At 70.3% G+C, this 21,197-nt stretch carries 15 protein-coding genes; 4 read left to right on the forward strand and 11 right to left on the reverse strand.

The genetic code is table 11. The annotated features are described in order from the left end of the window. Positions 1 to 80: 80 nt before the first annotated feature. Positions 81 to 545: a DUF1801 domain-containing protein gene (locus tag AB0F17_RS58410; RefSeq protein ID WP_358043548.1), complete on the reverse strand. Its 465-nt coding sequence runs from the start codon at positions 543 to 545 to the stop codon at positions 81 to 83. A 163-nt stretch (positions 546 to 708) separates the two neighbouring features. On the opposite strand from AB0F17_RS58410, the gene AB0F17_RS58415 reads away from it, so the two are divergent. Beyond that, a complete protein-coding gene (locus AB0F17_RS58415) occupies positions 709 to 1,320 on the forward strand; it encodes a TetR/AcrR family transcriptional regulator (RefSeq protein ID WP_358043551.1) in 612 nt (203 codons plus the stop codon). Positions 1,321 to 1,385: 65 nt separating this feature from the next. Here AB0F17_RS58415 and AB0F17_RS58420 read toward each other — a convergent pair whose 3' ends face one another. The 7 genes from AB0F17_RS58420 to mug form a co-directional block, all read right to left on the reverse strand. After that, positions 1,386 to 3,749 (reverse strand): arylsulfatase, encoded by a 2,364-nt coding sequence (locus tag AB0F17_RS58420; protein WP_358043554.1) that lies wholly within the window; start codon positions 3,747 to 3,749, stop codon positions 1,386 to 1,388. A 135-nt stretch (positions 3,750 to 3,884) separates the two neighbouring features. Beyond that, positions 3,885 to 4,733, reverse strand: a complete 849-nt coding sequence (locus AB0F17_RS58425; protein WP_358043557.1) for a serine protease — start codon at positions 4,731 to 4,733, stop codon at positions 3,885 to 3,887. Positions 4,734 to 4,882: 149 nt separating this feature from the next. Beyond that, a complete protein-coding gene (locus AB0F17_RS58430) occupies positions 4,883 to 5,695 on the reverse strand; it encodes an SAM-dependent methyltransferase (RefSeq protein WP_358043560.1) in 813 nt (270 codons plus the stop codon). Positions 5,696 to 5,713: 18 nt separating this feature from the next. After that, positions 5,714 to 6,157: an acyl-CoA thioesterase gene (locus tag AB0F17_RS58435; RefSeq protein ID WP_358043563.1), complete on the reverse strand. Its 444-nt coding sequence runs from the start codon at positions 6,155 to 6,157 to the stop codon at positions 5,714 to 5,716. Then, entirely contained in the window at positions 6,154 to 12,132 is a 5,979-nt protein-coding gene (locus AB0F17_RS58440; RefSeq protein WP_358043565.1) for a type I polyketide synthase, read from the reverse strand. Before AB0F17_RS58440 ends, AB0F17_RS58435 begins: the two co-directional genes overlap by 4 nt. A gap of 21 nt (positions 12,133 to 12,153) precedes the next feature. Continuing rightward, a complete protein-coding gene (locus AB0F17_RS58445) occupies positions 12,154 to 13,398 on the reverse strand; it encodes an NAD(P)/FAD-dependent oxidoreductase (RefSeq protein ID WP_358043568.1) in 1,245 nt (414 codons plus the stop codon). Between the two features lie 146 nt (positions 13,399 to 13,544). Continuing rightward, positions 13,545 to 14,051, reverse strand: coding sequence for a G/U mismatch-specific DNA glycosylase (mug, locus tag AB0F17_RS58450; protein WP_358043571.1), 507 nt, complete (start codon positions 14,049 to 14,051; stop codon positions 13,545 to 13,547). 68 nt (positions 14,052 to 14,119) lie between these two features. On the opposite strand from mug, the gene AB0F17_RS58455 reads away from it, so the two are divergent. Genes AB0F17_RS58455 through AB0F17_RS58465 form a run of 3 tightly spaced genes read left to right on the forward strand, consistent with a single transcriptional unit; the run spans position 14,120 to position 15,722 of the window. Next, positions 14,120 to 14,500 carry a YbaB/EbfC family nucleoid-associated protein gene (locus tag AB0F17_RS58455; protein ID WP_358043574.1) on the forward strand — a complete coding sequence of 127 codons (381 nt, stop codon included), beginning with the start codon at positions 14,120 to 14,122 and terminating at the stop codon, positions 14,498 to 14,500. 5 nt (positions 14,501 to 14,505) lie between these two features. After that, complete coding sequence (locus AB0F17_RS58460; protein WP_358043577.1) at positions 14,506 to 14,820, forward strand: hypothetical protein; 315 nt, start codon at positions 14,506 to 14,508, stop codon at positions 14,818 to 14,820. Positions 14,821 to 14,825: 5 nt separating this feature from the next. Then, positions 14,826 to 15,722, forward strand: coding sequence for a hypothetical protein (locus tag AB0F17_RS58465; RefSeq protein WP_358043580.1), 897 nt, complete (start codon positions 14,826 to 14,828; stop codon positions 15,720 to 15,722). A 52-nt stretch (positions 15,723 to 15,774) separates the two neighbouring features. Here the strand turns inward: AB0F17_RS58465 and AB0F17_RS58470 are convergent, their stop codons facing one another. The 3 genes from AB0F17_RS58470 to AB0F17_RS58480 form a co-directional block, all read right to left on the reverse strand. Beyond that, complete coding sequence (locus AB0F17_RS58470; RefSeq protein WP_358043582.1) at positions 15,775 to 17,163, reverse strand: sugar porter family MFS transporter; 1,389 nt, start codon at positions 17,161 to 17,163, stop codon at positions 15,775 to 15,777. Between the two features lie 69 nt (positions 17,164 to 17,232). Further along, positions 17,233 to 19,722: a polynucleotide kinase-phosphatase gene (locus AB0F17_RS58475; protein ID WP_358043585.1), complete on the reverse strand. Its 2,490-nt coding sequence runs from the start codon at positions 19,720 to 19,722 to the stop codon at positions 17,233 to 17,235. Then, the gene (locus AB0F17_RS58480; RefSeq protein WP_358043588.1) at positions 19,719 to 21,170 is read right to left on the reverse strand and encodes a 3' terminal RNA ribose 2'-O-methyltransferase Hen1; all 1,452 of its coding nucleotides are present in this window, start codon (positions 21,168 to 21,170) and stop codon (positions 19,719 to 19,721) included. The genes AB0F17_RS58475 and AB0F17_RS58480 overlap by 4 nt, the downstream gene beginning before the upstream one ends. Positions 21,171 to 21,197: the final 27 nt, after the last annotated feature.

Here is a 21,197-nt window from a genome sequence, read left to right on the forward strand (position 1 = left end):
AGCCTCCGTGCTGACCGCGGAAGCCACCACGGATAATCGAGCCGTTAATTAACGCACCAGCCATAAGGCCAGTGGGCGCCTCAGCTCGCCGCCTGCTTCACGAGCTCGCCGATCCGCGCCTCCACCTCGGCCGTCACCTCGGTCAGGGCGAAACCGGCCGCCCACATCGTGCCTTCGTCCAGCTTCGCCTGGTCGCTGAACCCGAGCGTCGCGTAGCGCGCCTTGAACTTCTCCGCGCTCTGGAAGAAGCAGACGATCTTGCCGTCCAGGGCGTAGGAGGGCATCCCATACCAGAGTTTCGGCGTCAGGACCGGGGCGCTGGCCGCGATGACGGCATGGACGCGCTCGGCCATGATCCGGTCCGAGTCCTGCATCTCGGCGATCTTGGTGAGCACCTCCCGCTCCGCCTCCGCCGCCTTCTCCGCCGCCTTCCCGCCGCGCGAGTCGCGACGTGCGGCCGTCTTCAGCTCCTGGGCGTGGTCCTTCATCGCGGCCCGCTCCTCGGCCGTGAATCCCTCGTGCTTGCTGCTTTCGGTGCTGCTCATGGCAGATCTCCCTCTGTGGGTCTGATGTGGCGCAATCTTGGGCGCGTGGGTGGCGACATGCCGTCACACCACCTATCGGCACGCATCGTGCCGATCGAGAGCTAATCCTGCACGTAGCTCCCGCCGCTGTCAACGGCACGCCACGTGCCGATAGAGTGGGATCATGACCGACACGCCTGCCACGCCACGGCGCCGGGGCGCCGCGCGCACGGAAGAACTGCTGCGAGTAACCCTCGATCTGGCCGCGGAGGTCGGTTACGCGGGCCTGAGCATCGAGGCGGTCGCCAGACGGGCCGGGGTCGGGAAGCACACGATCTACCGGCGCTGGCCGTCCATGGCGGCGCTGCTGCTCGACGCGCTCAGCCGCGTCTGGGCCAGCGACCTGGACTACCGCGACACCGGGGACGTCCGCGCGGATCTGCGCGAACAGTTCCTGCGCTCAGGCCTCGCCCTTTCCAGCCCGCCGATCGGCCCCGTCTACCGCGCGGTCATCGCCGAGGCGCAGGCCGATTCCACGCTGCGGACGACCTTGTACGAACGATTCCTGATCACCGTCGAGCAGAGCACCCTCGACCGGATCACCCGCGCCCAGCGCACCGGCGAACTGGTCGCGGAAGCGAACCTGGAATTCCCCGCCGAGGTGCTGTGCGGCGCTCTGTACTACCGCAGCCTGCTGTCAACCCGCCCCATCGACGAGAACGCGGTCGACGGACTGCTGGACATGTTCATGGCCGCCTACGGAACATCAACTCGAACCTCGCAGCACCGCTTGTGAGGCGTGGAACCAGCACCCCGCCCCGCCAAGTCCCAGAAGCGTCCCGGCCGACCGTCCGATCACGGCTATTGCCTTGCCATCATCCGGTGGTGGCGGTGCTCGGGGTTTTCCAGATGGCTCTGGTCATCATCCCCGATGTCAATGCGCACGTAATCGATCGTCCCGGTGAAGGCGCTGTCGGTCTTCCCGTATTCCGCACTCACCGGCGAGGCGGTGTCAACCCCGACATCGAGCGTCTCATCAGCGGAGAAAAGATACGGGATGGTCTCGTCGATGCGTCCCTCGGCGACCCTGACACCGTCCACCGTGAGCAGCCCGTTCCCACCCTTGCCGACGCCACCTCCGTCATAAAGGAAGGCGAAGCAGACAGTGTGCCGTCCCGGGGCGAGCGGCTCGGGTGCCCGGACGTAGGAGGAGTGCCGGCCGAAGTAGTTGTAGCAGTACGCCGGCCGCCCCCGGTTCACATACAGGGCCCAGCCGCCGAACCGGCCGCCCTGCACGACGATCACGCCGTGACAGCCGCCCTCCGGCACGTCGATCTCCGCGGTGATCGAGTGGGATTTGTTCTTCACGTTGGGCACGGTGTTCTCCTGCAACTGCCTCATCCCGGCGTACAACGTCATCGACGTACGGCCGGCGAGCAGGTCCGGGCGGCCGGCGATGTCGGGGTCGGCGCGCTCGACGGCGCGGTCGTCCAGGGGGAACACCTGATACTTGGCGGCCTCGATGAGGAACTGCTCCTTGAGCCGGGCCAGCTTGTCCGGCTGCTGCCGGGCCAGGTCGCGGGCCTGTGTCCAGTCGGTGGAGGTGTCGTAGAGTTCCCAGACGTCCTCGGCGAAGGGCGGCATCTCCTGCGCCCCGGTCTCCCACGGAATGCGGTGGCGGGTCACCGCGGTCCAGCCGAAGTGGTAGATGCCGCGGTTGCCGAACATCTCGAAGTACTGGGTCGTGTGCCGCTCGTCCGCCCGCGGGTCGTCGAAGCTGTATTTCATGCTGACGCCCTCGATCGGCCGCTGCGCGACGCCGTCGACGGAGTACGGCTCGGGCAGCCCGGTGATCTCGAGGACCGTCGGCACGACGTCGATGACATGGTGCCATTGGTGGCGGATCCCGCCCTTTTCCCGGATGCCGCCCGGCCAGTGCGTGATCAGGCCGTTGCGGGTGCCGCCGTAGTGGGAGGCCACCTGCTTGGTCCATTGGTACGGGGTGTCCATGGCCAGCGCCCAGCCGACCGGGTAGTGCGGGTAGGACTCCGTGCCGCCGAGCCCGTCGAGCCCGGCCAGGACGTCCTCGATGGTCTCCTTCATCCCGTTGAGCGCGAACAGCTCGTTGGTCGTGCCGTCGAGCCCGCCCTCGGCGGAGGCGCCGTTGTCGCCGAGCACGTACAGGATGAGCGTGTCCTCAAGCGCGCCCATCTCTTCCAGCGCGTCCACCAGCCTGCCCACCTGGTGGTCGGTGTGGGTGGCGAAGGCGGCGTAGTTCTCCATGAGAGCGGTGGCCACCCGCCGCTGCTGCTCGGTGAGCTGGTTCCAGTGCGGCACTCCGGCCGGCCATGGCGCCAGTTCCGCCTCCGGCGGCACGACGCCGAGCTCCTTCTGCCGGGCGAGCGTCCGCTCCCGCTGAACGTCCCAGCCATGGTCGAACCGGCCCCGGTACGGCTCGCGCCACTCCGGTGCCACGTGATGCGGGGCGTGCGTAGCGCCGAAGGACAGGTAGGCGAAGAACGGCTTGTCCGGGGTCAGCGCCCGCTGGGCCCGTACCCAGGCGATCGTCTGATCGACGAGGTCCTCCGACAGGTGATAGCCCTCCTCGAGGGTACGGGGCGGCCGCACCGGCAGCGTGCCGTCGAACAGGGTCGGCTCCCACTGGTTCGTCTCGCCGCCCAGGAAGCCGTAGAACTTCTCGAAACCGTCGCCGACCGGCCACCGGTCGAACGGCCCCGACGGGCTGGTCTCCCACACGGGCGTCTGGTGCATCTTGCCGAACGCGGCGGTGCCGTACCCGTTGTACTTCAGGATGTGCGCCAGGGTCGCGGCGCTGTTGGGCCGGATGCCGTTGTAGCCCGGTGCGGCGGTCGCGAGTTCGGTGATGGCGCCCATGCCGACCGAGTGGTGGTTACGGCCGGTGAGCAGCGCCTGCCTGGTCGGGGAGCACAGCGCCGTGGTGTGGAAGCGGCTGTACTTCAGCCCTTGGGCGGCCAGCCGCTCGGCCGCGGGCATCCGGCACGGACCGCCGAAGGCCGAGGACGCGCCGAACCCCATGTCATCGATCAGCACGATGAGCACGTTGGGCGGATTGCCCGGCGGGCGCAGCGGCCGCATCTTGTCGAACGCGGGAACCTGGTCGCGGACGTCCTGGGCGGTGAAGGCCGGCTGAGCGACATCAGGGATGGGCAGGTTCCTGCGCCACGCGTCTGTAGTGCCGCTCATCGCGTTCTCCAGTCCGTGCGATCGGCGAAGTTCGCCGCGAACTGTCCCCCTCCCCGACCCGGGAGTCCGCACGCGAGGGGTGGACGAATATTGCCCGTCCCCCGTGACGCTTTTGACCCCGCACGAAGGTGCAGGTCAGACCTGTTCTCCGATGGTGCGGGTGATCCAGGAGCGGTAGTGGGTCACGTCGGTCCAGATGCCGACTCCCGGCCCGCCGCTCGGGTTGGTGGAGCAGCCCGCTCCCCCGCCCATACGGCTGTCCACGTCGTCGCCGTCGCGTGAGGTGGCTCCGATCAGCTCCCAGCGGCCGGCGATGCTGCGGATCTGCGGGCCACCGGAGTCGCCGTGGCAGGCGCTGGCCGCACGCCCGGCGCGGTCACCGGTGCACAGTTCGGTGCCGTGGTCGAGACCCTCGCAACGGCCGGCGGGTACGCGGACGGTGTCGAGCTCCTGCAACTGCCGGGGACCGTTCCCGCATCTGGTCTCGTTCTCGCAGGTCATGCCCCAGCCGATGACGCGGCTCAGGTCGCCGACCCGGCCGGGGGCGTCGGCGATGCGGATGGGCTGGAGGTCTACTCGCCGGTCCAACTGAACCAGCAGAAGGTCGCCCTCGCGCTGCCCGCGCGCGTGGAGCCCGGCCCAGTCGGGATGGGTGATGACCCGCTTGACACTGGCGAGAACTCCGCCCTTGTCGCGGCTGAGGGAGCCGATCCGTACCCGGGTCTTGCCGGGTTTCATGAGCGCCTTGCAGTGGGCGGCGGTGACGACCCAGTCCGCGGCGATGAGGGCGCCGCCGCAGTGGTGGTCGGGCTCTTCCTGCAGCCGGAAGGACACCATGAACGAGTAGGGTGCCGTCGCGTCCCTGCCCCCGATGATGGCGGTGCGGTTCACGCTCGCAGCGGCCGTGGCGGTGGTGATCAGTGCGAGCGCGAAGGCCATGAGGGTGGCCAGCACCGCTGATCGCCTGCCTGTTGCCTTGAACACAGGTCTCCTATGAGCTGAGGGGCGGCTGAGGAGACACCTTGAACGCTGCGAACTCAACGCGATAGCAGCCGCACTGGGGGTGGAAAACGGCTGGTCAGAGGCACCAGCCGCACTCCCAGGCTACCCGCGCGTTTCCGATGGACTCGACGTCAGCCCTTGTCGGCGATGAAGAGGAAGTTCCGGGGGAAGCCCATGACGTCCCGGGGCAACGGCGGGTTCCACGGCCACCGGTCGTAGGAGGCGCCCTCCTCGCCGGGAGTCTTCAGCTCGCTGACCCGCCAGCCGCAGCCGGACAGGAACTCCTCGGGCTCGTCGGTGCCGAACAGCCACGGGCAGCCGTCCTCGGTCAGCCTGCGCAGTCCCTCCCGCGAGAACTCGCTGATCATCGACTGGTGGCTGAGCAGATCCCCGGCGAGCACGCTTCCCGGAGCGGAGATCTCCGCGACCCGTCGCAGCAGCAGGCGGGCGTCGGGCTCCGGGATGTAGAACAGCAGCCCCTCGACCACCCACAGGGTCGGCGCCGACGGATCCCAGCCGGCCTCCCGCAGTGCCTCCGGCCAGGCGCCGGTGAGGTCGGCGCCGACGGGCCGCCGGACGCAGCCGTGCCGGGCGCCGAGTTCGGCGAGCCTCTTGTCCTTGTCGTCCAGCAGGTCGGCCTGGTCGATCTCGTAGAGCACGGTCTCCGGGGGCCAGGCCAGCCGCACCGAGCGCGTGTCCAGGCCTGCCGCCAGCAGGACGACCTGCCTGAGGTCGGAGCGTACGGAGATCACGTCGTCCAGGTATCGGGTCCGGATGGCGATGAACTCGCCCACGCCCGGGTTGTCGTAGCGGGCGAAGAGGGTCGCGCCCTCCTCTCCGGCGAGCTCCTCGGCCAGGTCGTCGGTGAAGATCGCGTCATCGCGCCGCGACTCCTTCGCCCTGGCGGCCGCGGTCCAGCGGGCGGTGTCGGAAACAGCGTGCATGGTCATTCCCTTCGGTGATCAACGGCGAGGACTGCGCACCTGTTCGAGCAGGCGCCGCATCTGTTCCGGGATCCGCGCCGGGACCAGGTGGCCGTTCTCGTCGGGACGTACGCAGGCGATCCGCTGCTCTCCGGTGGCGACCAGCTCCTCTCCGCCGCCCGGGAGCTGACGCCAGTACTCGTACGTCATCACCGACTGGGTCTGGCCCAGCTCTCCCTGACGCATTCTGATGATCACCTCGTCGAAGACCGCCAGTTCCCGCAGGTAGTCGCAGTGGCAGCTCACGGTCAGCAGGCGCACCCCGTCGGCGAAACCGGCCACCACGCCGGGGACGAAGTCGCGCAGGAACATCTCCCGGGCGCGGCCCTGCCAGCGGATGTAGTTGACGTAGTTGACGTTGCCGAGCAGGTCGGTGTCCTCGATGCCCACGACGTGCCGGTATTCGTACGCGTCGCCGGTCACCGGAGCTCACTGGCCTTGCCGGCGTTCGGGTCGGTGGCGGCCAGGATCGCGAGGACGACGGGGGCGGCCACACCACGCAGCCTGGTGGACATCGTCAGGATCCGGTGGTCGCCGGCGACGAGCCCCACCCAGCCGCCTTCCCGCGCCGAGTCGAACGTGACGGCGGCGTCGACGGGCCGGCCCGCCTTCACCAGGCACTCGGCGGCCGTCCAGACCCGGGTGGCCGCGGTGTCGAAGTCCTCCTCCGCCTCGTCCGCGACGGCCTCGGCCAGCGCGAGCCGTTCGGCGCCGAGCAGCGTCGACCAGGTCTGCCTGGTCCTGGGCGTGACCGTCTCCAGATCGCACCCCGCGGTGGTCGTCGCCATGGTTACGCCGGCCGCGTGCGCGATCGACACGGTCTCGCCGCTCACCACCTCCGGCTTGCCGTCCGGGCGCCAGACGACCTCGGCGTCGGCGCCGAACAACCGCTGGACCGCCAGCCTGCTGGCCTGCCGCCGCTCCAGCCCGTCGCCGTCGGCGTCGAACAGGACGCGGCCCGCCAGGTTCTGCTCGATGAGCACATGCTCCAGGTAGGAGCCCAGCAGCATGGGAACCCACTCGCGGGGCACCTCGTACTTGCTGACCAGCTGCGTACGGAAGCCCTGCCAGGTCTCGATGACGCCGCCGTCGCGGTCGGTGACTTCGATGTCCCAGCATTTGTCGTCGAAGCGGTGCCGGATATAGACGTCGGTCGCCTGCTCGCCGGTCGACGGGCCCGGCACGATGCGTTCCACTCCCGAGGGGATGGCCAGCACGGTCGGCCCGCAGGTCTGCATCGGCTGCATGTAGGCGTCCCGGGCGGCCGGGTCGCCGAGCAGCAGCCGGGAGGGGAGATACCGCCCGAACCAGGAGGAGCCCGTGCCGGCCAGGAGCCGGCCCGTGACGTGCTGGGCGCCGGTTCGGTGGATACTCTCGACGAGCTTGAACCTCGGGCCGTGGAAGAGCATCGGCCCGTAGAGGTCCGTCGCGGGGTCGAACGCCAGCGGCGGCAGCGCCACCTCGTCGGGCCGGGTGAGCCCGAGTGTCTCCGGTTTGGCGCCGGAGGAGTAATCGCAGACCGCCCGGAAGTGGTCGATCTGGAATTTGGTCGCACTCGTACGGACCGCGGTGGTGACCCTGCCCGGCCCGGTACGCAGCGCCGCCACGCGCACCGTCACCGGCGCGTCCTCGGGAACGACGATGGCCCGGAGGAACTCCACGTCCTCGAGGACCGGCACGGCCTCGGTGCCGAGCAGCCCGGCCGCGGCCTGAGCCATGATCTCCATGCCCACCGTGCCCGGGAGGACGGCCCCTTCCCCACCGCCGAAGACGTGCTCGGCGAGGTAGGGATCGCTGGCCCAGCTGACCTCGGAGTCGGCGACGAGCTCGATGCCCGGGTACGAGACGCGCGGCTGCTCCAGGAACCGGAGCAGCGGCAGATCGTCACTCCCCTCGCGGCCGGCGCCGAAAGCCACCTCGCGGCCGGCGCGGAAGGTCACCGTCGGCATGTCGCCGAAGCGGCCGGTGACCACGGTGACGACGGGCGCGCCGGGGTCGGCGATCAGCTCGCGGAGCATGGCCACGCCCTGGTCGGGGGTGATGGTGGTGACGCCCACGCGGGCGAGGTTCTCCACCGAGCCGAGCCGCTCGCCCATGCCGACGCCCGACCACAGCGACCATTCCACGGCCCTGCATCGGCAGTGCGGCAGCTCGTGCGCGAGCCGTTCGACGAGGTCGCTCTGCCACTCGTTGGCGATCGCGTAGTGGGCCTCGCCCCGCAGCCCGGCCCGTCCGGTGATGCTGCCGAACGTGACGAGCAGCCGCAGGGCGCCGGTGTCGACGGCGGCAAGTACCGCTTCGAGCCCCGCGACCTTGGGGTCGATCGTGCCGGCGTAGTCGTCGTCGGTGAGCTCCCCGAGCAGCTTGGGCACGTTGCCGCCGGCTCCGTGGAGGACGCCGGTGACCTTGCCGAGGTCCCCTTCGATCGCGGCGACCGCTTCGGCCATCCTCGCCCGGTCGGTGACGTCGGCGCGCAGGTAGCGGGCGGTCACCCCGGCGCTCGCCATCCGTGCCAGGTTGGCGGCCAGTTCGCCGTCCGCCGCCGGATCGGACCGGCCCAGCAGGGCCAGCCGCGTGCCCGTCTCCTTGGCCAGGCTCAACGCGCACTCGGCCGTGATGCCCTTGCCACCGCCCGTGACGAGCAGCACATCGTCCGGACCGAGCGGAAGACCCGAGCCGAGCGAAACGTCCGGGCCGAGCGGGAGCGTGGCGCCGTTGAGTTCCACCGGCACCAGCACGGGCTCTGTCCGGGTGCCGTCGGTGTCGTAGCGGACCTCCTTGAAGCGGTCGGTCGCGGTGACCTCCGCAGTGATCCGCGCGGGCGCCTCGGCCGTGGCGAGCGGGAGGGTCACCACAGTGGTGGCGACCCAGGGCGCTTCCAGGTGCAGGCTCTTGGCGAAGCCGGCCCCGCCGGGATCCTCCTGGACGATCACGCAGCGGGTCACCTCCTTGCCCGCGAGCACCGCGTCGGCGGCGGCGCGCAGCACCGCCAGCCGCTCGGCCCGCGACCCCGACCCCGACCGCAACCGCAACCGCGACCCCGACCCGGACCCGGACCCGGACTCCGACCGCGACCCCGACTCCGACCGCGACTCCGACCCGGACTCCGACCCGGAACCCGACTCCAAAGGGAGGACGACCAGGACGCCGGTGCCGGTTTCCGCCTCGGCGAGCGCGGTGCGCACGGCTTCGGCGGCCGGATGGTCGCCGACGACCTGCCAGGTGCCCGAGCTGCGCGGCGCCGTACGACTCGGCGAGGTGCCCGGCCGCCACTCGACGCCGAAGCCGTGCACCCAGGGCGCGATGCCGGGCGGCACGATGCGGGCCGCCGCCGTCTCGGCGTCCTCGGCCGGCGCCTCGCCCGTCGCGACGAGCTGCTCCAGCGTCTCGGCGACCTGGCCCAGGGTCGCGGTGGCGTACCCGGTGGGCGCGGCGGGCTCGGACAGCCCGAGACGGCGCATGGACTCGCCGACGATCTCGCCCACCACGATCGAGCTGAGGTGCAGGTCGTCCAGGAACTTGCTGTCCGCCTGCACCGCGTCCAACGGGAACTCGGCGTGCTCGGCGACCAGCCGGCGCAGCAGGAGCAGCGGGTCGCCGGCGGGCTCGTCCGCGGACGGGGACCCCTCGGACGAGGATGCGGTCGCGGGGGCGGCGGCGCCGACCAGCAGGGCGGAGTCGATCTCCGGGACGACCTCGCACAGGTTGGTGATGAAGGTCGGGGTGGCGGCCGGGTCGAAGAGGCGGGTGAAGCGATCCTCGAACAGCTCGCCGACCGTGACACCGGCGCCGACGGCGAACGCGGCGCCCAGCGTCTGCAGGATGCCGGTCAGCGAGTCGTCGTCCGTCCGCGTGGCGACGGCGGGGACCTCGACGATGTCGCCCGCCAACTGGGTCAGCACCTGGCCCGGCCCTACCTCGATGAGCAGGTCGGCGTCCTTCGCCGCCGCCGTGAGCGCCTCGATGAAGCGGACCGGTGCGGTGATCTGCTCGCGCAGCAGGTCGAGGGGCTCGCCGACGACCGGTGCGCCGGTCACGGTCGAGATGACGTGCCGACGGACGGGCTCCGGCCGCTCTTCGGCCAGCCTGCTCGCGAAGACGTCGGCGGCCGGAGCGACCAGCCGCGAGTGGAAGGCGTGCGAGACGGGGAGCCTGACCGCCGACAGGCCCTGGCGGGTCGCCCGTTCGACGACCCGGGTCACCGCCTCGGCGGGTCCCGAGACCACGGTTTGGCGCGGTGAGTTCAGGCCGGCGACGACCACCGGATCGTCGTCGCCGAGCAGCGCGGCCACGGTGTCGTGGTCGGCGGTGATGCTCGCCATCGCGCCGCCGCTCTCCGACAGCTCGCTCATCGCCCGTCCCCGGGCGGCGGCGATCCGCAGCGCCGTGGCCTCGTCGAAGGATCCGGCCCAGTGCAGCGCGACGAGTTCGCCGAGGCTGTGGCCGACCGCGGCCCCGGCCTCGACGCCCAGCTCGGAGAGCACCCGCAGCCCGGCCACCGAGGCGGTGACGATGCGTGGCTGGGCGACGGCGGTCTCGACCTGGTCGCCGCCGGTGGGCAGGGCCGCCGTCTCGTACAGTTCGTCGACCGAGTCGAAGCGGCGGCGCAGCGCGCCCCCGTCGGAGCGGGTGCCGGAGCCCTGTCCGGGGAACATCAGCACGATGCGCGGCAGCTCGCCGAGCGCGCCGAGGAAGACCCCGGCCGCGCTGTCGAGGTGGCGTTCCGTGCCCTGTCCGGCCAGCTCGGCGACCTGCCGCAGCCGCTCGGCGAGCGAGGCGGGCGTGCCGGCGACCACCGCGGCGCGTCTCGGCCTGCGGCCGATCTTCCGGGCCAGGTACGCGGCCAGGTCGGGCAGCTCGGACCGGGACATGCCCACCGCGACCCCGGCGAGGCGCTCGGCCTCCTGCCGGAGGTCGTCCAGTGAGTCGGCGTCCAGGCAGAACAGTTCCACGTCCTGGGGGGAGTTCATGAGCGTCCGGGTCCGCCCGTCCAGGCGGGGGCGTCTGCGGCGCGGTGACTCGATCACCACATGCGTGTTGATGCCGCCGAAGCCCATGGCGCTGACGCCCGCGCGGAGCGGTGCGTCCTGCGGCCACGCTTCGGCCTTGCGGAGGGTGCGCAGGGCTGGGGCGTCACCAGAAATGATCTTGTGGGGTCGTTCGCAGCCGGTGGTCGGCGGCAGCACCCCGCTGTTGACCGCCATGACCGCCTTGATCAGGCCGGCCATCCCGGCGGCCGCCTTGGTGTGGCCGATGTTGGCCTTGATCGAGCCGATGACCGCGGGCGGCGCGGCCGGCGCGGCCGCCCTTCGCGCCTCGGAGATCGTCTCCAGCTCCGCGGCGTCGCCCACGGCGGTGCCGGTGCCGTGCCCTTCGAAGTACGGCACCTCCTCGATGCCGAACCCGGCGCGCTCGTAGGCGCGGTCCAGGCAGAGCCGCTGGCCGTCGGACTCCGGCCGGGTGATCCCGCCCGCGCCGTCCGAGGAGACTCCCCAGCCGGCGATGAGGGCGTGGATGCGGTGGCCACGGGAGATGGCGTCCTGCTCGCGCATCAGCACGACCATCCCGGAGCCCTCACCCGGCCAGAACCCGGCGGACCGCTGGTCGTAGACGCGCATCTCGTCGGCGGCGAGCGCGCCGGCCCTGGAGAAGCCGATCAGTTCGTTCGGGTCGATGCTGATGTCCACCCCGCCGGCGACCGCGACGTCGAGGTCGCCGGAGACCAGCGCGTTGCAGGAGGTGGTGAGCGCCAGCAGCGAGGAGGCGCAGGCGCCGTCGACGGCGTAGCCGCCGCCGTTGAGGTCGAAGTGGTTGCAGATGCGCCCGGCGATCGTGTTGGACAGGCCGCCGGCCAGGTAGTCGCCGTCGGGCACGGGGAACGGCGCCTTGTACTCGTGCTCCATCCGGCCGAGCAGCTCGGTGAGCTGCTCGGTGTCCAGCGTGCCCTCCAGGGCGTTGGCGACGATGCGGCGTACGTACGGCCAGCGCAGCCTGATCCCGGCCGCGCGCTGGCCCTCGCCGGTGAGGGAGTTGCCGATGACCACGCCGGTGGTCTCGTGCGGCGCGCCCTTGCCGTCGGGGAAGCCGGCGTCGGCGAGCGCCTCGGCGGCCACCTCCAGCGCGAGCCAGTGCACCATGTCGGTGTTGCGGAAGGTCGTGCCCGCCACCTTGAAGCGCAGCCGGTCGAACGCCCAGTCGCGTAACAGCGCCGCCTCGGTCGTGTAGAAGTGGTCGGGCGCCGAACGGTCCGCGGACCAGTAGTCGGACAGCCGGATGCGCTCGGGCGGCAGCCGGCGGAACGACCTGCGGCCGGCCAGCGCGTTGTCCCACAGCTCACCGGCTGTGGAGGCGTCGGGAAAACGGCATGCCATACCGACCACGGCGATACGAGAAGTCACGGAGTGTCCTTCACATCTGATTTACACGGCCGACCCGTTGCGGAGACGGTGGAATGCGTTGACCCGCGCCGCGCGCAGCAGCGAGCCCGGTGACGCGAACTGCTTGACGTCGATGAGCCGGGAGGCGAAGGAGTAATAATGCCGGGCCGCTTCGGCGTCGCGGGCCGCCGCGGAAAGCAGCAGCCGCTCGAAGCCATTGAACGGCCGTACGGCCGAATAGTCCTCCATCAGCTTGTGATGGCTGTCCAGTGCCGCACGGTGCGCTTTTCCGTATTCCGCCAGACCCGGCAGCACGTCGTGCTGGTTCGCCACGGCGCCGCCGACCGCGTCCACCAGCCACTGCGCCGACTGGAACGCCCAGCCGCAGCCGACTCCCCACAGCGGATCGGTGGCCAGCGCCGCGTCACCGACGAGAGCGAGTCCCGGACCGTACGGCTTGCGGTAGACGTTGGGCAGGTCGAGCGTTCCGATGATCTTGGAGACGCGTTCGCCCTCGTCGATGCGGGGAGCGTCGGGCAGGGCGCGGACGAACCGTTCGAAGCTGCCTTCGAGATCGCCGCGGAAGGCCGACGTGTGCTGTTCCTTGTTCGGCGAGCAGGCGATCACGGTGACGCCGTCGTCGTTGGGGAAGGCGAAGGCGGTGTCGGGGTCGAGGAACCACACCCGGCTCGGCGCGTCTTCCGGCAGGCCACGGTACTGGGCGAAGAAGCCCAGCCGGTTGTTGGCGCTCAGCCTGACGGGAAGCCCGCTGAGGGCGCCCACGGTCGAGTTGCGGCCGTCCGCGCCGACGACCAGTCGCGCCGTCAGCCGGGTCTCCACGCCGTTCGCGGTGACGCGGACTCCGGTGCGGCGGCCGTCCTCCTCCAGGAGGCCGTTGACGTTCTGGCCGAGCCGGAGGTCGACTCCCGGGGTCTCGGCGGCGAGCCGCCTGAGCAAGGGGTCCAGGGTCTGGCGCCGGACATTGACGCCGTGCGGAAGCGGGTCTTCGCCGGGCGCGGACCGCGGCGCGATCCAGCCCCATTTCGTCCACAGGTGGGTGACGTGCCCGTGCGCCCCTGCCTCTTCGAGCAAGGACAGCAGGCCCAGCGTCTTCATGACCGGCAGGCAACTCGGTTGCAGCGTGTGGGTGCACAACACCTTGTACGCGTCCATACCGGAATGCTTTTCCAAGAGGGCGACGCGAGCGCCGATATTCGCGAAGAGTATTGCACTGGCACATCCGGCAATGCTCGCGCCCACTATGACGACGTCATAGTCATCTGTCATTCGACATTTCCCTACGAGGCTACGGCCGAAGGCCACTCCGCAAAACCTGAAGTGGTTGAACCGTAAACGGGGATTGAGTAGATCCTTTAGAGGTTACCCGATAGTAGGGATCGAGATCTGAGCCCGTCAAGAGTCCCGGCGGAGCTTCATTCCGACCGCTCAGTATGCTCGCGCAAGCGCCTCAGCTCACCGGCGATGCCGGCCAGGGTCCAGTGGGCGTTCAGGCCGCTCGGGTTCGGCAGCACCCACACCGGCACCCCGCCCACCGCCTCCCCCTGGAGCCCGACGGCCGCCTTGGGCCGGGCGAAGGCCGTACGGTAGGCCGACACCCCCAGCACGGCCAGCACCCGAGGCCGCACCGAAGCCACCAGCCCGGCCAGCCGAGCCCCACCCTCGACCAGCTCCGCACGCGACAGCTCCGACGCCTTGGCACTGGGCCGGGCCACCACGTTGGTGATGCCCAGCCCGTACGACGGCAAGAGGTGCTGTTCGGCGGGCGCGAGCAGCCGAGGCGTGAACCCGGACAGATGCAGCGCGGGCCAGAACCGGTTCCCCGGCCGGGCGAAGTGGTGGCCGGTGGCCTCCGACATCAACCCGGGATTGATGCCGCAGAGCAACACCCGGAGCGAGGGGCCGAGCACGTCGTCAATCACTCGTCGGACGCTAACCCATCTCCTCAAGCTTGCGCCCTTGGCTCCGGTATCGTCCTAGAAAGTCGATCATGCCCGAATGGATGAGTTCGGAGGTATCACGTGACCGTTTCCAGCGGCGTAACAACGTGAACGTCGTCGGTGAGGCCGCAGGCGGGCAAGTAAGTGCGGATGTCGGCGCTGATGGCCTGCTGACGGCGCTTCGCCTTGACCCCCGGGCGCTGCGATTGGGTTCGCGGGAGCTGGCCGGGCAGATCGTCGTCGCCGTACGGGCGGCGCAGCGGGCCCACCTCGATCGGATGGGCGAGAGCAGCGAGGAGCCGGTCGCGCTGGGAGAGCACGAACAGACCCTTGCTCGGCGGCTGGACGAGCTGGAGGTCCAAGCCTCTCGCGACTTCGACCGGTTGACCTCGGCGCTCGATGAGACGCTTCGCCGGTTAGAAGGAAGGTGAACGGGATGACACCCGATTACGTGAATATCGATGCCGGCGGCCGACACTCTTCCGGGCGCTCCTTCAGAAGACTGGCGGATGAGTACGCGGATTTCGCCACCGGATTGCGCGGCGAATGGGGAGATGAGGCGCCGTTGCCGTATGAGGAGTTCTCTGGCCCCTATCGCGAGTTGAGGCGCACCCTGCTGGACGCATGCGACCGGCTCGACGGGCACCTGCGCCACACCGGCAACGGTCAGGTCACCATGGCCGGGGTCAACGTTGAGGCAGAGCACATCAACACGACGAACGTCACGCCAACGGGCCAGGCTCGAGCATGAGCCTGATGAGCGAGCCGGCGGTGGTCGCCGGTCTCAGCATCCTCGGCATCCCTCCGCTGCCCGACACCGGCCTGCTCGACCAGCACATCAGCGAGATGGACCGGGCCGCCGCCTATCACAGGCGGCTGGTCCAGGACGGCGGGCACGCCTACCGGCTGGCGGGCACGAACGAGGGGCCGGCCACCGACGCGCTGCACGCCTACATGACCAGCCGCGATGGCGCCGGACCCCAGGCGGCTGACCTCGCCGACCGCCTCACCACGGCCGCCGGCAACCTGCGCATCTCCAAAGGCATCATCGAGTGGGCCGAGGGTCTGCTCGCGAGCGTGGCGGTCGCCGCCGGGATCGCCATCGCCTTCGCCCCTCAGCTTCTCCCTCGCCTCGCGGCCATGGGCACGCGGTTCATCGCCATGCTCCGCAACGCCCTGAGCCGCGCCGGACGCATCTTCACGAGCCTGTTAAAGACCCGGCAGGCTCGCAGGATCGACGCTGTGGCCGACCGCCTCCATGACGCCTGGCGCACTCCCCGCCGGTTGCCCGGAGGAGGCTACGAACCGCGGGTCAAGACGACAACAGACCAGGCATGGATCAAAAGGCGCGGCACCGATGAGGTCGACATCGCCAATACCCGATACAAGGACCTGCCGGCCGACTGGCAGAAGGAGAACAAGGAGTCGGCGACCGTGGCGGTCCGATTGGTGGATGACGCGCGCAAGCACGGAGCCGATCTCAAGGGCGAGAAATTCATGGAATCCGCCAGCGAGAGCGTGCACGACGCCTGGCTTCGGCGCAACGGTGAGTGGGCCCCGCCCGAGCAGAAACTGCCGTATCACCAGCTGTCGCAGGCCGAGAAGGAGAAAGACCGGGTGGTGGTGCGCGAAGCGCTCGCGAAGGAGGACTGATCCGACATCAGCCCAGGGTTGCCAGGGGTCGTCGTCAATCACTCATCGGACGCTAACCCATGTCCTCAAGCTTGCGGCCCTTGGTCTCCTTGACGAACTTGGCGACGAACAGGAACGACAGCAGGGCGAAGAAGGCGTACCCGGCGTACGTCAGCGGCAGGTTCCACTTCGACAGGGCCGGGAACGACACCGTGATCGCCCAGTTCGCGATCCACTGCGCCGAGGCGGCCACCCCCAGGGCGGCGGCCCGGATCCGGTTGGGGAACATCTCCCCCAGCAGAACCCAGACCACGACACCCCACGACAGGGCGAAGAACAGTACGAACACGTTGGCCGCGATCAGCGCGATGGGCCCCTGCGGGGGCGGCAGGCTGAGCCCGCGGGCGTAGGAGAACGCCCAGGCGGCCGTGGCCAGCGAGATGGCCATGCCCGCCGAGCCGATGAGCAGCAGCGGCTTGCGCCCGATCTTGTCGACCAGCGAGATCGCGATGAACGTGCCGATGATGTTGATGACCGAGCTGGAGAAGCTGATCAGCAGCGAGTTGCTCTGCGTGATGCCCACCGACTGCCAGAGAACCGACGAGTAGTAGAAGATCACGTTGATGCCGACGAACTGCTGAAAGACCGACAGAGCGATGCCGATCCAGACGATCGGCAGCAGCCCGAAGGCGGGCCCGCGCAGCTCCTTGATCGAGGTCCGTTGCTCGCTCCTGAGGACCTGCTTGATCTCCGCCACCCGGGCGTCCAGGTCCACGTGCTCACCCTCGACCTCGGCCAGCACCGTACGGGCCTGCCTGACCCGGCCGACCGCGATCAGGTATCGGGGCGACTCGGGGATGGTCGAGGCGAACAGCAGATAGAGCAGGGCCGGCACGACGCACGCGCCCAGCATCCACTGCCAGGCCTGCAGTCCCCAGAGCTGGTTGTTGACGTCGCCCCCGGCCAGCCGGACGAAGGCGTAGTTGACCAGTTGCGAGAACGCGATGCCCAGCACGATCGCGAGCTGCTGGAACGAGCCGAGCCGCCCCCGGTAGGCGGGCGGCGACACCTCGGCGATGTAGGCCGGGCCGAGCACCGAGGCCATCCCGATCGCGATGCCCGCCAGCACCCGCCAGAGGGCCAGGTCCCAGAGGGCGAACGGCAGCATCTGCCCGATCGAGCTGGCGGAGAACAGGATGGCCGCCACCTGCATCGTCCTGGTACGTCCCCACCAGTCGGCCAGCCGCCCCGCGATCCAGGCGCCGACGGCGGAGCCGAGCAGCGCGATGGCCACCACGACCCCGATCTCCACCGGGCCGACTCGGAAGTACTTCTGGATCCCGACGACAGCGCCGTTGATCACGGCGCTGTCGTAGCCGAACAGGAACCCGCCGATGGCCGCCGCCGCCGTGATGAAAACGACGTGACCAAGGTTCTCCTGGTGGCCATGCTGAGTAGCCATTGCGGACTCCCTCCCCGGAAAGGGGATTTACCCGCCGTCACTTCACGTACAGCCACGATTACTCAAAAACTACAGGCGCGGGTCCACCGGCTCGGACTCCAGGGCGAGCACCGCGAAGACCGGCTCGTGCACCCGCCAGCCCGCGTCGCCGTCGGCCAGGCGCGACAGGGCCTCCAGGCCGAGCGCGTACTCGCGCAGCGCCATGGACCGCTTCTTGCCGAGGAAGCGCCTGCGCAGCAGGTCGAGCGACTCGGTGTAGTCGGGGCCGTAGATGATCCGCAGGTATTCGCGCCCGCGTACCTTGACCCCAGGCTGGACCCGGCCTGCCACGTACTGGGCGGGTTTGACCACCATGCCCTCGCCACCGGCCGCCGTCAGCGAGGACCACCAGTCCACCGCCCCGGCCCGCGACTCCGGCGAGTCGAGCGAGACGAAGACATGCCTGGTGGGGGCGATCAGCGGCGAGTCGAGCAGGGCGAGCTTCGCCAGGTGCCAGGCGTGCGGCTCCAGCGCCGTGGCCCGGCCTTCGCAGGCCAGGATCTGGAACGGCGCCACGCGTACCCCGTCCAGGCCGTCAACCGGCCAGCAGTAACGCGCATAGGCGTCGCGGAACAGGGCAGCGTTGCCGGTGCGGCGTCGAGTGCGGGCGAGCACCCCGCCCACATCCAGCCCGCGCCCGGCGGCCGCCTCCAGAGCCGACACCGCCTCAGGCAGCGCCGCCCGCGCCGCCGCGCCGACAGAGGCGTACTGGCTCCTGATCAGCTCGCCCGCCTTGGCCGACCAGGGCAGCAGCTCGCAGTCGAGCGCCACCCAGTCGGAGCCGAGCTCGGCCCAGAGCGGCTCGCACGCCTCCCGCAGCCGGTCCACCAGCGGCGCCATGTCGTCGAAGAACGGGCGCCCGGTACGCGTGTAGACCGCGCCCGCGGAGCCGTCGGTGACGCCGAAGCGCGCCGCGGCCACCTCGGGGGTCCTGGCGAGCACGGCGACGGCCCGCGACCCCATGTGCTTCTCCTCGCACACGACCTCACTCACCCCGGCGGCGGCGAACTCCTCGAACGCCTCGTGCGGGTGCTCCAGGTAGCCGTCGAGCTCGGACGTCTCCGGCGGGGCCATGGTCGGCGGGAGGTAGACCAGCCAGCGCGGGTCCACCGCGAACCGGCTCATGATCTCCAGAGCCGCGGCCGCGTTCTCCTCCATCACCTTGACCCGGGTGCCGAACCGGGTCTCGACGTGCCTGGTGCCCTGGACGTCGCCGATGTCGAGCATGCCCGGGTCGCGAGCGAACTCGCCGCCGAGCGGCTTGACCGACGCGTACCAGATCTGCTCGGCGGGGACGGAGACCAGCTCGCGTTCCGGGTAGCGCAGGGCGGTCATCGTGCCGCCGAACACGCAGCCGGTGTCGAGGCAGATCGTGTTGTTGATCCACTCGGGCTTGATCGTGGGCGTGTGGCCGTAGACGACCATGGCCCGGCCGCGGTACTCCTCGGCCCACGGGTAGCGGACCGGCAGGCCGTACTCGTCGGTCTCGCCGGTCGTGTCGCCGTACAGGGCGAAGGCGCGGACCCGGCCCGACGCGCGGCCGTGGTAGGCCTCCTTGAGCCCGGCGTGCGCGACGACGAGCCGGCCGCCGTCGAGCCGGTAGTGGCTGATCAGGCCCTCCATGAACGTCCGGGCCCCCTCGACGAACTCGGGCGGCTCGGCGGCGAACTGGTCGAGCGACTCCTTGAGGCCGTGGGCGACCGTGACCTTGCGGCCGTTCAGCGCGCGCACCAGCTTCGCCTCGTGGTTACCCGAGACGCAGATCGCGGTGCCGGCCGCGACCATGCCCATGACCAGGCGGAGCACGCCGGGCGAGTCGGGGCCGCGGTCGACCAGGTCGCCGACGAACACCGCCGTACGACCGGCGGGGTGCTGGGCCGTCACCGCCTTGCCGTCGGCGCGCTCGATCTCCCAGCCCAGGGTGCCCAGCAGGGTCTCCAGCTCGGAGCGGCAGCCGTGGATGTCGCCGATGACGTCGAACGGGCCGGTCAGCTCGCGCTTGTCGGTCCACGCCTTCTCGTAGGAGAGCTCGGCGTTCTCGATGGCGTCCAGGCCGCGCAGCACGTGCACCTTCCTGAAGCCGTCGCGGGAGATCTTGCCCAGCGAGCGGCGCAGGTCCTTGCGCTGGCGGATGACCACACCGGGCCCGAAGTCGCGATTGGGGCGGCCGGCGTTGCGCTCGATCGCCACCTCCTCGGGGGTGTCGAGCACGATCGCGTCGGCCAGCACGTCGTGCTTCTTGGCCAGCTCGATGAGGCTCCGGCGGGCGGCGTACTGCACGTTCGTGGCGTCGACCACGGTGAACAGCCCTCGGGCCAGGCGTACGCCGACGATGTGGTGGAGCAGGTCGAAGGCGGCGGGGGTGGCCGACTGGTCGTTCTCGTCGTCGGCGACCAGACCGCGGCAGAAGTCGGACGAGATCACCTGGGTCGGCATGAAGTGCTTGGCGGCGAACGTCGACTTCCCGCTGCCCGACACGCCGACGAGCACCACGAGAGACAGCTCGGGGACGCTGATCATCGGGTGAACACTCCCATCTGGGTGGGCGGCCCGACCTCGGGGTCGTCGTCGCCGACCGGCTTGAAGGTGACCTGGTAGCCGTAATTGTCGGCCACCCGCGAGGCCCACGCGCCGAACTCGGCGCGGGTCCACTCGAAGCGGTGGTCACGATGGCGCAGCCCGGTCAGGAACTCGTAGCGGGGGTTGTACTCGATGTTCGGGGTGGTCACGAGCACGTGCTGCGGGCGGGCGTGGCCGAACACGACGCGTTCGAGCGCCGCCAGCCGCGGCGGGTCGACATGCTCGATCACCTCCATGAGCACGGCCGCGTCATAGCCGGACAGCCGCTTGTCGGTGTAGGTCAGCGCGCCCTGGAACAGCGTCAGCCTGGCCCGCTTGCTGTCGGGCATCCGGTCCAGCCTGAGCTTGCGCGCGGCGATGGTGAGCGCCATCGCCGAGACGTCCATCCCGGCGACCCTGGCGAACCTGGGCCTGGCCAGCATCGCGCCGACCAGCTCGCCCTGCCCGCAGCCGAGGTCGATCACGCTCGTCGCGCCGATCTCCTCCAGGGTCTCCAGTACGGCCTCGCGCCGCCTGACGTTCAACGCTTTCGGCTTGACCTCCGGCACGTCGCCCTGGGCCTCGGCCTCGGCGGCGGCCGCCTCGTCGGCCGCCGTCTCCCCCGCCGCCGCGTCCTCGTCGACCGCGGGCTCCAACTGCTCCTCGGTCTCGTCGCCCAGCTCGGCCAGCCTGGCCAGCGCCGTCCGGGCCAGCGCCCAGCGGCGGCCCAGGTAGCGCCGCATGATCAGGCCGCGCTCCGGGTGCCCGTACAGCCAGCCCTCACCGGCTCTGACCAGTTTGTCCACCTCGTCGGGCGCGATCCAGTAGTGCTTGCCGTCGTCGAGCACGGGCAGCAGCACGTACAGGTGGTTGAGCGCGTCGGCCAGCCGTACGGTCCCGGTGAGCGTCAGCCGGACGTAACGCGAGTCACCCCACTCGGGAAACCCCTCGTCCAGGGGTACGGCCAGCGCCTCGACGGCCCAACCGAGCGGCTCGAACAGCCGGGCCGCCAGCTCGGGCCCGCCGCGGCAGGGCAGCGCCGGCAGCCCGATCACCAGCGGCATCGGCCGGCCCGGCAGGTCCGGCCGGGCCTTGCACCGGCCGGCCCGCGCGGTCCGGAAGACGTCGCCCAGGGCCACGGCCAGCAGCGAGGAGGCGGCGTAGGGCCGGTCGTTGACGTACTGGGACAGGCTGAAGTCGGGCGAGTTCTTGCCGCGTGACCGGACCAGCGCGATCGGGTCGACGTCGAGCAGCAGCGCGGCCGTGCAGCGCCCCTCGCCCGACTCCGGGTAGAAGACCGTGGCCGTACCGAACGACTGACCGAACTCCTGCACCCGATCTGGATGCTTGTGCAGGAGAAAGCCCAGATCGGTGGCAGGTGTGGCGGTGGTCGAAATGGTCAGCAGCACTGGGCAAGTGTGCCGCAGTCCGGCTGA

Origin of the sequence: Nonomuraea sp. NPDC026600 (assembly GCF_040638335.1) — a bacterium.
In the GTDB taxonomy this organism is placed as follows: Bacteria; Actinomycetota; Actinomycetes; order Streptosporangiales; family Streptosporangiaceae; genus Nonomuraea.

Coding starts and splice junctions, on each gene's coding strand:
- AB0F17_RS58465 (WP_358043580.1), top strand. CDS start 14,826: ATGAGCGAGCCGGCGGTGGTCGCCGGTCTCAGCATCCTCGGCATCCCT.
- AB0F17_RS58470 (WP_358043582.1), bottom strand. CDS start 17,163: ATGGCTACTCAGCATGGCCACCAGGAGAACCTTGGTCACGTCGTTTTC.
- AB0F17_RS58420 (WP_358043554.1), bottom strand. CDS start 3,749: ATGAGCGGCACTACAGACGCGTGGCGCAGGAACCTGCCCATCCCTGAT.
- AB0F17_RS58455 (WP_358043574.1), top strand. CDS start 14,120: ATGCCCGAATGGATGAGTTCGGAGGTATCACGTGACCGTTTCCAGCGG.
- AB0F17_RS58430 (WP_358043560.1), bottom strand. CDS start 5,695: ATGCACGCTGTTTCCGACACCGCCCGCTGGACCGCGGCCGCCAGGGCG.
- AB0F17_RS58410 (WP_358043548.1), bottom strand. CDS start 545: ATGAGCAGCACCGAAAGCAGCAAGCACGAGGGATTCACGGCCGAGGAG.
- AB0F17_RS58445 (WP_358043568.1), bottom strand. CDS start 13,398: ATGACAGATGACTATGACGTCGTCATAGTGGGCGCGAGCATTGCCGGA.
- AB0F17_RS58415 (WP_358043551.1), top strand. CDS start 709: ATGACCGACACGCCTGCCACGCCACGGCGCCGGGGCGCCGCGCGCACG.
- AB0F17_RS58475 (WP_358043585.1), bottom strand. CDS start 19,722: ATGATCAGCGTCCCCGAGCTGTCTCTCGTGGTGCTCGTCGGCGTGTCG.
- AB0F17_RS58460 (WP_358043577.1), top strand. CDS start 14,506: ATGACACCCGATTACGTGAATATCGATGCCGGCGGCCGACACTCTTCC.